Origin of the sequence: Nocardioides sp. CF8 (assembly GCF_000389985.1) — a bacterium.
In the GTDB taxonomy this organism is placed as follows: Bacteria; Actinomycetota; Actinomycetes; order Propionibacteriales; family Nocardioidaceae; genus Nocardioides; species Nocardioides allogilvus.
On sequence record NZ_CM001852.1, the window covers coordinates 2,051,007 to 2,060,291 of the forward strand.

A 9,285-nucleotide genomic window follows, 5' to 3' on the forward strand; every position below is an offset into this window, starting at 1 on the left:
GGCAGCACCCGCCAAGCACTGTCACGCTAGCCTGCGTCCCATGCCCTCAGCCCCCACTCGCGGACCCCTGATGATCATCGGCGGCGCCGAGGACAAGCTGCGCAAGCGGACCATCCTCAAGGACTTCGTGGTCGCCAGCGGCGGCCACGACGCCCGCATCGTCGTGATCCCGACCGCTTCGTCATTGGGCCCGGAGATCCACGAGGTCTACGAGGCCCTCTTCCACAAGCTCGGCGCCGCCGAGGTCGTCACGGCCCGACCCGAGTCCCGCGACCAGGCGCACGATCCCGCACTCGTCGGCGCGCTGGAGCGCGCGACCGGGATCTTCATGACCGGCGGCAACCAGCTCAAGCTCTCCGGCGTCATCTGCGGCACCCCGTTCGGGGAGGCGATCATCGACGCGCACGAGCGCGGGGCGGTCGTCGCCGGCACCTCGGCCGGGGCCAGCATCCAGTCCTCCCACATGGTCGCCTTCGGTGTCGGCGGCGCCACGCCCAAGCAGCGGATGACCCAGGTCGCGGCGGGCCTGGGCCTGGTCGCCTCGTCGGTGATCGACCAGCACTTCGACCAGCGCAACCGCTACGGCCGGCTGCTGATGATCGTGTCCCAGAGCCCCCAGCTGCTCGGCATCGGCGTGGACGAGGACACCGCCGCGATCGTCGAGCACGTCGGTGACCATGAGGTGCTGCGCGTGACCGGTCGCGGCTCGGTCACGATCTTCGACCCGGCGCGCATGGTCTCCAACGCGCACGAGGCCCGCCGCTCCGCACCGCTGCTGGCCAGCGGCGTGATCCTGCACATGCTGCCGGCCGGCTCCGCCTACGACCTCACCACCCGGACCCTGGTGCCGAGCGACCAGCAGGTCGACGACAGCGAGGCCGCCGAGATCGCCGAGGCCGGGCGCGACCTGCGCCAGCTCACCCGCGACATCGCGGCCGGCGACGTCTCCCCCACCAACCTGCGCCGGCGGCTGGCCCGCAACCGGCGACGCGTGAGCGCCCCACCCACTCCTGAAGCATCCCCTGCAAGCGATGGAGACCGAGCATGAGCGAGCGACCCCGCCCTGACCTGAGGATCCTCGAGACGCGGGTCTACCGCGGCGCCAACGTCTGGTCCTACGACAAGTCCGTCCACCTGGTCGTCGACCTCGGTTCTCTCGAGGAGTTCCCCACCAACACCCTGCCCGGCTTCACCGACGAGCTCGTCGCGATGCTGCCCGGTCTCCGGGAGCACTCCTGCTCGCGCGGTCGCCGCGGCGGCTTCGTGGAGCGCCTCAACGAGGGCACCTGGTTGGGCCACGTCGCCGAGCACGCCGCCCTCGCCCTGCAGCAGGTCGTCGGCCACGACATCCGTCGCGGCAAGACCCGCATGGTCAAGGGCCAGAAGGGCGTCTACAACATCGTCTACGGCTACATCGACGAGCAGGTCGGTGTCGAGGCCGGCAAGCTCGCGATCCGCCTGGTCAACCACCTCGTCGAGGGCGACCCCGACTTCGAGTGGGAGGCCGAGCGCGACGCGTTCATCACCCGCGCCGAGCGCACCGCCTTCGGCCCCTCCACCCAGGCGATCGTCGACGAGGCGATCTCGCGCGACATCCCGTGGATCCGGCTCAACCAGGCCTCCCTGGTCCAGCTCGGCCAGGGTGTCCACGCCAAGCGCATCCGGGCGACGATGACGAGCGAGACCAGCTCGATCGCGGTCGACATCGCCTCCGACAAGGACCTCACCACCAAGCTCCTCGGCGCCGCCGGGCTGCCCGTGCCCAAGCAGGGTTCGATCCGTACGGCGGACGGTGCCGTCCAGGTCGCCAACCGCATCGGCTACCCGGTGGTCGTCAAGCCGCTGGACGGCAACCACGGCCGCGGGGTGTGCCTGAACCTCCAGGACGACCAGGACGTGCGCAACGCCTTCCCGATCGCCGCCGAGCAGTCGCGGCGCGGTGTCGTGATCGTCGAGTCGTTCGTGACCGGCAAGGACTACCGCTGCCTGATCATCGACGGCCGGATGGTGGCCATCGCCGAGCGGGTCCCGGCCAGCGTCACAGGCGACGGCACCTCCACCGTGGAGCAGCTCGTCGACCTCACCAACGCCGACCCTCGCCGCGGCGTCGGCCACGAGAAGGTGCTCACCCGGATCAAGGTCGACGCCGCCGCCCTCGAGGTGCTCGCGAGCCAGGGCCACGCGCTCGACTCCGTCCCGCGCGAGGGCGAGACGGTCAAGCTCGCCCTGACCGGCAACATGTCGACCGGCGGCATCTCGATCGACCGGACCTTCGAGGCCCACCCCGAGAACGTCGAGATAGCCGAGGAGGCAGCCCGCATGGTCGGGCTCGACATCGCCGGCATCGACTTCATCTGCCCCGACATCACCGAGCCGGTCCGCGAGACCGGCGGGGCCATCTGCGAGGTCAACGCCGCCCCCGGCTTCCGCATGCACACCCACCCGACGATCGGTGAGCCGCAGTTCATCGCCAAGCCGGTCGTCGACATGCTCTTCCCCCCGGGCGCGACGTCGCGGATCCCGATCATCGCGGTCACCGGCACCAACGGGAAGACCACGACCAGCCGGATGATCAGCCACATCTTCAAGGGCATGGGCCGCAAGGTCGGCATGACCTCGACCGACGGCGTCGTGATCGACGAGCGGCTGGTGATCCGCGCGGACGCGTCCGGTCCCCGCTCGGCCCGGATGGTGCTGCAGAACCCCCGCGTCGACACGGCCGTCTTCGAGGTCGCCCGTGGCGGCATCCTGCGCGAGGGCCTCGGCTACGAGCGCAACGACGTCGCCGTCGTGCTCAACGTGCAGCCCGACCACCTCGGCCTGCGTGGCATCGACACCGTCGAGCAGCTCGCCGACGTGAAGGCCGTGCTCGTCGAGGCGGTGCCCCGCGACGGCCACGCCGTCCTCAACGCCGACGACCCGCTCGTGCGCGAGATGCGCCGCAAGTGCTCGGGCCAGGTCGTGTGGTTCTCCATGGAGGAGCCGGGGAGCGAGGCGCGCGACCTGATCGACGCGCACTGCCGCCGAGGCGGCAAGGCGCTCGTCCTCAACCCGTCCGAGCGCGGCGAGATGATCGTGGTCAAGCACGGCCGTCGCGAGATGCAGCTCGCCTGGACCCACCTGCTCCCCGCCACCTTCGGCGGCCGGGCGCGGATGAACGTGCAGAACTCACTGGCCGCCGCGGCCGCCGCGTTCGCCGCGGGTGCCCCGCTGCACGACATCCGGCAGGGCCTGCGCACCTTCTCGACCAGCTACTACCTCTCCCCCGGCCGCCTCAACGAGATCGAGGTCAACGGCGTCACCGTGATCGTCGACTACTGCCACAACGCGCCCGGCATGAAGGCGCTCGGCGACTTCGTCGACCGCGTGGGCGAGTCGCTGGAGTCGTCCCACGACCTCGCCAGGCCCTCGCGCATCGGCGTGATCGCCACGGCGGGCGACCGCCGCGACCAAGACATGCGCGAGCTCGGCAGCATCGCCGCCCAGCACTTCGACGTGCTCGTCGTGCGCGAGGACGTGCAGCTGCGTGGCCGCGACCGCGGCACCACCTCGGCGTTGGTCGCCGAGGGCGTGCGCCAGGCGATGGAGGCCGGCAGCCGGTGCAAGCAGGTCGAGGTGATCACCGACGAGATCAAGGCCGTCCGGCGCGCGATGAACCGCGCCAACCGCGGCGACCTCGTCGTGGTCTGCGTCGACAAGCACGGCGAGGTGATGAGCGAGCTGGAGAACTGGTCCTCGCAGGCCCAGGCCGGTTCCGGCATCAACGACGACGTGCCGGCGGCCGATCCCGACTACAGCGCGCCCGCGGAGTCCTGAGTGCGGATCCTGTCGCTGACCGACCTCCCGCACCGGCCCGTCGACGGGCACGGCAGCAAGAACTTCTCGGTCGGCGCCTTCGGGATCTGCGCCGACGCCCACCTGGTCGCGATCACCCTCGGGCCCGGCGGCGTCATCGGCCGCCACCCCGCGAGCGGCCGACAGCTTCTCGTCGTGCTCTCGGGCGAGGCGCAGGTCGCCGGCCACGACGGGACGGTCCGCACCATCGGTGCGGGTGAGGCAGCGGTGTGGGAGCCGGGCGAGCCCCACGAGACCCGGTCGCCGGCGGGGATGACGGCGATGATCGTCGAGGGTGACCTCGACATCGGAGCGCCGGGCGAGCAGATCGACCGCGGCGACACCTGATCAGTCCGCGTGCGCGGCACGCACCTTCGCGGAGAGCTGGTCGGGACCGTCCGGCGTGCCGCCGTGACCCGCGATCCAGTCGTACGCCGCCTCGCGCTCGGCATGGCACATCAGCCCGATCACGTCGCCGGCGTGGGCCTGCTCGACGAGCCCGGCGAGGCACTCGACCTCGGTCGGGTAGGTGGTGATGTCGGTGACGCCGACCCGTGCCGCTCCGGCCCGGAGCAGCACGTCGATCTCGTCCATGGTGCGGTGGCGCAGGTAGCGCTCCTTGTGGCCGATGGCGACGACGTCGCTGCCCTTCGCGCCGATCTCGCCCAGAGCGTCGATCAGCTCGTCGGTGCGGTCGCCGACGGCGCCGAGCCCGAGCAGGAGGCGGGCCTCGCGGCGGCGTACGCCCTCCATGATCTCGAGCAGCGCCTCCAGCCCGGCCTCGTTGTGGGCGAGGTCCATCACGACCGTGACGTCGCCCGGCAGGGAGAAGAAGTTCATCCGGCCCGGGTTGTGCTCGGCGTCCGGCAGGAAGGACCTGAGGCCGGCGACGACGTCCTCGACGGGGATGCCGATCGCGAGCGACGCGGAGGCGGCGGCGAGGGCGTTCTCGATGTTGAAGCGGCTCAGGCCCGCCAGCGTCATCGGGACGTCGACCAGCTCGACCAGCGGGAGCGGGTCGGAGCCGGGCCGGAGCACCGTGATCCAGCCGTCCATGACGGTCGTCGCGCGGCCGCCCTCGTTCATGATGTCGCGGATCGCGGGCGAGTCGGGGTCGCGGGAGAACACCCACGGCTGCGCCTTGGTGATCGTCTGCATCGCGAGCACGCGCGGGTCGTCGCCGTTGAGGACGGCCCAGCCGTCCTTGCGGGTGATGCGCGGGACGACCGACTTGACCTCGGCCAGCTGGTCGACGGTGTCGATGCCCTGGAGGCCGAGGTGGTCGGCGGTGACGTTGGTGACGACGGAGACGTCGTTGCGGGTCAGGCCGATCCCCTTGAGCAGGATGCCGCCGCGCGCAGTCTCGGTGACGGCGAGCTGCACGCTCGGGTGCGCGAGCACGCGACCGGCGCCGCTCGGGCCGGAGTAGTCTCCCACCTCCACCAGCTCGCCGTCGATGTAGATGCCGTCGGTGTTGGACCAGCCGACGAGCTGCCCGCCGGTCCGCGCGATGTGGGCGATCATCCGGCTCGTCGTGGTCTTGCCGTTGGTGCCGGTCACCGCGACCACGGGCACCTTGGGCGTGATCGTGGTGGGGCGGGCTCCCGGCTCGGCGGCGGCGACCTGCTCGGCGGCGGCACTCACCGCGCCCTCGACGTCCGGGGTGGGCAGCGCGTCCAGCGCATGGGCCACGGCCTGCCCGAGGGCCTGGGCCCGTCCCCGGTGGCGCCACGGGAAGGCGACGACGAGCACGTTGGCGTCGGCTGTCGGGCGCACCCGCACGGCCAGCCGCGAGGTGCCCGACTCACTCGCGATGGCGCGCACCAAGCTCTCCACGGCGCGCATGGCGAACCGCTGCCGGAAGCCGCTGCCGGGGGCACCCGGGCGCGTCGTGCGCAGCCCGATCCGGCGGGCGAACCTGAGCACCGTCGCCTCGGAGGCCTCCGCGATCGTGCTGATGTCGAGGGTCAGCTTGATGGCGGCGCGGGGGAAGTAGAGGTTGGGGCCTTCCAGGACACGAAGCTCGACGAGGGAGGTCACCGCCGCACCGTATCGCCCGCTCAGAGTCCCATCGCGTGGAAGCCGCCGTCGACGTGCACGATCTCGCCGGTGGTGGCCGGGAAGAAGTCGCTGAGCAGCGCGCACACGGCCTTCGCGGTGGGCTCGTGGTCGCTCTCGTTCCACCCGAGCGGGGCGCGGTCCTTCCACGCCGACTCCAGGTCCTCGAAGCCGGGGATGGCCTTGGCCGCCAGCGTCTTGAGCGGGCCGGCGGACACGAGGTTGCAGCGGATGCCGCTCGGGCCGAGGTCGCGGGCGAGGTAGCGGGAGGTCGACTCGAGGCCGGCCTTGGCCACGCCCATCCAGTCGTAGGCCGGCCACGCGACCGTCGCGTCGAAGGTCAGCCCGACGATCGAGCCGCCCTCGGAGAGCAGCGGTCGCGTCGCCACGGCGAGGGACTTCAGGCTGTACGCCGACACCTGCACCGCCTGCGCGACGTCGGCCCACGGGCCCTCGAGGAACTTGCCGCCGAGCAGGGTCTGCGGGTTGCCGTAGGCGATCGAGTGCACGACGCCGTCGAGCCCGTCGACGTGCTCGCGGACCTGGTCGGCCAGCCCGGCGAGGTGGTCCTCGTCGGTGACGTCGAGCTCGAGCACCGGCGCCTCGGCCGGCAGCCGCTTCGCGATGCGCTTGGTGATGTTGAGCGCGCGCCCGAAGTTGGAGATGAGCACCGTGGCGCCCTGCTCCTGGGCGACCTTGGCGGTGGCGAAGCCGATGGAGGAGTCCATCGTCACCCCGGCCACCAGGATGCGCTTGCCGTCGAGAATGCCCATGTCAGTGCCCCATTCCAAGTCCGCCGTCAACCGGGATGACGGCTCCTGTCACGTAGGCCGCGCCGTCCGACGCGAGCCAGGTCACGGCCGAGGCGACCTCGGTCGCGGCCGCATAGCGCCCCAGCGGCACCTGTGCCTTGATCAGCTGCTTCTGGTCGTCGGTAAGCACGGCGGTCATGTCCGTCTCCACGAATCCGGGCGCCACGACGTTGGCGGTGATGGATCGCGACCCGAGCTCGCGGGCCAGCGACCGGGACAGCCCGACGAGACCTGCCTTGGAGGCGGCGTAGTTGACCTGCCCGGCGGAGCCGAGGAGGCCGACCACCGAGGAGATGAAGATGATCCGGCCCCGCTTGAGGCGCAGCATGCCCTTCGCGGCCCGCTTGGCCAGCCGGAAGGAGCCGGTCAGGTTGGTGTCGATCACCGAGGACCAGTCGTCCTCCGACATCCGCAGGATCAGGGTGTCGTGGGTGATGCCGGCGTTGGCGACCAGGATCTCGACGGGCCCGTGGGCCGCCTCGATCTCGGCGAAGGCGGCGTCGACCGCCGCCGGGTCGGTGACGTCACAGCGGACGTCGAGCGCGCCCTCGGGGGCACCGCCCGACCGCGTCGTCACCGCCACCTTGTCGCCCTGGGCCAGGAAGGCCTCGGCGATGGCGCGACCGATGCCGCGGTTGCCGCCGGTGACCAGGACTGATCGGGGTGCTTCCTGCATCGCTTCACTCACGCCTGACGACGCTAGTGATTACCCGGGGGTAGGCGAAAACACCCCGCGCGGATCACTCGTCCTCGAGGCGGAAGCCGACCTTCATGCCGACCTGGAAGTGCTCGACCTGACCGTCCTTGGCCTGGCCGCGGATCTGGGTGATCTCGAACCAGTCGATGTGGCGCAGCGTCTTGCCTGCGCGCTCGATGCCGTTGCGGACGGCCTGGTCGATGCCGTCGGGGGACGTGCCGACGATCTCGCTGACGCGGTAGGTGCGGTTGGACATGGTGTTCTCCTCGGGGGCCAGATGGGTGGGTCCGGCTGCAACGGCTCGGACCCGTGGTGACCGAGCCTATCGACGTACAGTGGAGGCATGGCCTCACGGGACTCGCATTCGGTGCGCATCACGACCGCGCCGACGAGCGTGGCCGACGACATCGCAGGTCGACAGCGCCGTTATCTCATCTCGATGGCCATCCGCACGGCGTGCGTGATCGGCGCGGTGGCCGTGGGCCCGGGGATCCTGAGGTGGGTGCTGGTCGCCGGAGCGGTGCTCCTGCCCTACGTCGCGGTCGTGTTCGCCAACGCCGGCAACCGCAAGGACGACGGCTTCGACCTGCGCGACACCAGTTCTTCACGCGAGCTCAATTGAGCCGCAACTCACCGGACACCGCAGGTTGGTTTCAGCGATCTGTCGTGCAAGAATCAACTTGCGACCCCAGCATCCCCCGTCTGTGGTCGCACTTTGGTGCCGGACGGCTTCCCCCGTGGCTGTCCGGCACCGGCTCATTTGCGCCCCTGCTGCCAGATCGTGCCAAGGTGACCCCGTGACCGACCCGGGAATGCCCGACCGCTGCTCCGCGAAGAGCTGCACGGCCGACGCCGTCTGGGCCCTGCTGTGGAACAACCCCAAGCTGCACACACCCGATCGCCGCAAGACGTGGTTGGCGTGCGACGAGCACCGGCAGTCGCTCAGCGACTTCCTCGGCGCTCGCGGGTTCCTCAAGGACGTCGTGGAGCACGGCGACCGCTCGTCCTGACACGACTGGGTTTCGACACGGCAGTCGCGACCTCGTGCCTCGGTCGCGCGCCTTGCTCAACCACCATCAGCGGATCCGCTGTGCGTCCCCGCTATCCGCCGATGGCCGACATCGGCCGGTCGGGCTGCAGGAACGACTCGTCGTCGATGCCGTGGCCCGCGCGCTTGCCGGCCATCGCCACGACCCACCGGTCGGCCAGGTCGTCGTCGGTCGCGCCGGAGCGCAGCGCAGCCCTCAGGTCCGACTCCTCGCGGGCGAACAGGCAGTTGCGGATCTGGCCGTCGGCGGTGAGGCGCACCCGGTCGCAGTCTCCGCAGAAGGGCCGCGTGACCGAGGCGATGATGCCGACGGTCCCCGGGCCCCCGTCGACGTCGAAGAGCTCCGCGGGGTCGCTCCCCCGGGCCTCACCGTGCGGCGTGAGGGTGAAGTCGGCGCCCAGCCGTTCGAAGATCTCGTCGGCTGTGACCATCTCGGCGCGGCTCCAGCCGTGCTGGGCGTCGAGCGGCATCTGCTCGATGAAGCGGAGGTCGTAGGAGTGGTCCAGGGCCCACTGCAGCAGCTCACTGGCCTGGTCGTCGTTGGTGCCGCGCAGCAGCACGGCGTTGATCTTCAGCGGCGACAGTCCGGCGGCGCGCGCGGCCTCGAGCCCCGCGACGACGTCGGCGAGGCGGTCGCGGCGGGTGATCTCGTGGAACGTCTCGGGGCGCACGGAGTCCAGGGAGACGTTGATGCGGTCGAGCCCCGCCTCGCGCAGAGCGGCCGCGGTGCGCGCGAGTCCGAGCGCGTTGGTCGTCAGGGAGGTCTCGACACCGAGCTCGTGGGTGCGCCGCACAATGTCGACCAGGCCGCGGCGGACGAGCGGCTCCCCCCCCGG

General features: G+C 71.1%; 10 protein-coding genes. 5 read left to right on the forward strand and 5 right to left on the reverse strand.

Annotation, left to right across the window (positions count from 1 at the left end):
- The first annotated feature begins 40 nt into the window (after positions 1–40).
- Genes CF8_RS10045 through CF8_RS10055 form a run of 3 tightly spaced genes read left to right on the forward strand, consistent with a single transcriptional unit; the run spans position 41 to position 4,182 of the window.
- The gene (locus tag CF8_RS10045) at positions 41–1,048 is read left to right on the forward strand and encodes a cyanophycinase (protein WP_084622844.1); all 1,008 of its coding nucleotides are present in this window, start codon (positions 41–43) and stop codon (positions 1,046–1,048) included.
- Positions 1,045–3,816 carry a cyanophycin synthetase gene (cphA, locus tag CF8_RS10050; RefSeq protein WP_010833008.1) on the forward strand — a complete coding sequence of 924 codons (2,772 nt, stop codon included), beginning with the start codon at positions 1,045–1,047 and terminating at the stop codon, positions 3,814–3,816. The genes CF8_RS10045 and cphA overlap by 4 nt, the downstream gene beginning before the upstream one ends.
- The gene (locus CF8_RS10055) at positions 3,817–4,182 is read left to right on the forward strand and encodes a cupin domain-containing protein (protein WP_010833009.1); all 366 of its coding nucleotides are present in this window, start codon (positions 3,817–3,819) and stop codon (positions 4,180–4,182) included.
- Here the strand turns inward: CF8_RS10055 and CF8_RS10060 are convergent, their stop codons facing one another.
- The 4 genes from CF8_RS10060 to CF8_RS10075 form a co-directional block, all read right to left on the reverse strand.
- Positions 4,183–5,874 carry a Mur ligase family protein gene (locus CF8_RS10060; protein WP_010833010.1) on the reverse strand — a complete coding sequence of 564 codons (1,692 nt, stop codon included), beginning with the start codon at positions 5,872–5,874 and terminating at the stop codon, positions 4,183–4,185.
- A 20-nt stretch (positions 5,875–5,894) separates the two neighbouring features.
- Positions 5,895–6,665: an enoyl-ACP reductase FabI gene (gene fabI, locus CF8_RS10065; RefSeq protein ID WP_010833011.1), complete on the reverse strand. Its 771-nt coding sequence runs from the start codon at positions 6,663–6,665 to the stop codon at positions 5,895–5,897.
- A gap of 1 nt (position 6,666) precedes the next feature.
- The gene (gene fabG / locus CF8_RS10070; RefSeq protein ID WP_010833012.1) at positions 6,667–7,380 is read right to left on the reverse strand and encodes a 3-oxoacyl-ACP reductase FabG; all 714 of its coding nucleotides are present in this window, start codon (positions 7,378–7,380) and stop codon (positions 6,667–6,669) included.
- Positions 7,381–7,444: 64 nt separating this feature from the next.
- On the reverse strand, positions 7,445–7,657 hold the full coding sequence (locus tag CF8_RS10075) for a dodecin (RefSeq protein ID WP_036490703.1): 213 nt from the start codon (positions 7,655–7,657) through the stop codon (positions 7,445–7,447).
- A gap of 87 nt (positions 7,658–7,744) precedes the next feature.
- On the opposite strand from CF8_RS10075, the gene CF8_RS10080 reads away from it, so the two are divergent.
- A complete protein-coding gene (locus tag CF8_RS10080; RefSeq protein WP_051204188.1) occupies positions 7,745–8,023 on the forward strand; it encodes a DUF3099 domain-containing protein in 279 nt (92 codons plus the stop codon).
- 190 nt (positions 8,024–8,213) lie between these two features.
- Positions 8,214–8,411, forward strand: coding sequence for a hypothetical protein (locus tag CF8_RS10085; RefSeq protein WP_051204189.1), 198 nt, complete (start codon positions 8,214–8,216; stop codon positions 8,409–8,411).
- A gap of 91 nt (positions 8,412–8,502) precedes the next feature.
- On the opposite strand, the gene CF8_RS10090 is transcribed toward CF8_RS10085, so the two are convergent.
- Positions 8,503–9,285 (reverse strand): GTP 3',8-cyclase MoaA (locus tag CF8_RS10090; RefSeq protein ID WP_036490705.1); only part of this gene is annotated, 783 nt, incomplete at its 5' end.

Excerpts from the sequence above, each read along its gene's own strand:
- CF8_RS10045 (WP_084622844.1), top strand. The coding sequence starts at position 41 with ATGCCCTCAGCCCCCACTCGCGGACCCCTGATGATCATCGGCGGCGCC.
- cphA (WP_010833008.1), top strand. The coding sequence starts at position 1,045 with ATGAGCGAGCGACCCCGCCCTGACCTGAGGATCCTCGAGACGCGGGTC.
- fabI (WP_010833011.1), bottom strand. The coding sequence starts at position 6,665 with ATGGGCATTCTCGACGGCAAGCGCATCCTGGTGGCCGGGGTGACGATG.
- fabG (WP_010833012.1), bottom strand. The coding sequence starts at position 7,380 with ATGCAGGAAGCACCCCGATCAGTCCTGGTCACCGGCGGCAACCGCGGC.
- CF8_RS10075 (WP_036490703.1), bottom strand. The coding sequence starts at position 7,657 with ATGTCCAACCGCACCTACCGCGTCAGCGAGATCGTCGGCACGTCCCCC.
- CF8_RS10080 (WP_051204188.1), top strand. The coding sequence starts at position 7,745 with ATGGCCTCACGGGACTCGCATTCGGTGCGCATCACGACCGCGCCGACG.
- CF8_RS10085 (WP_051204189.1), top strand. The coding sequence starts at position 8,214 with ATGCCCGACCGCTGCTCCGCGAAGAGCTGCACGGCCGACGCCGTCTGG.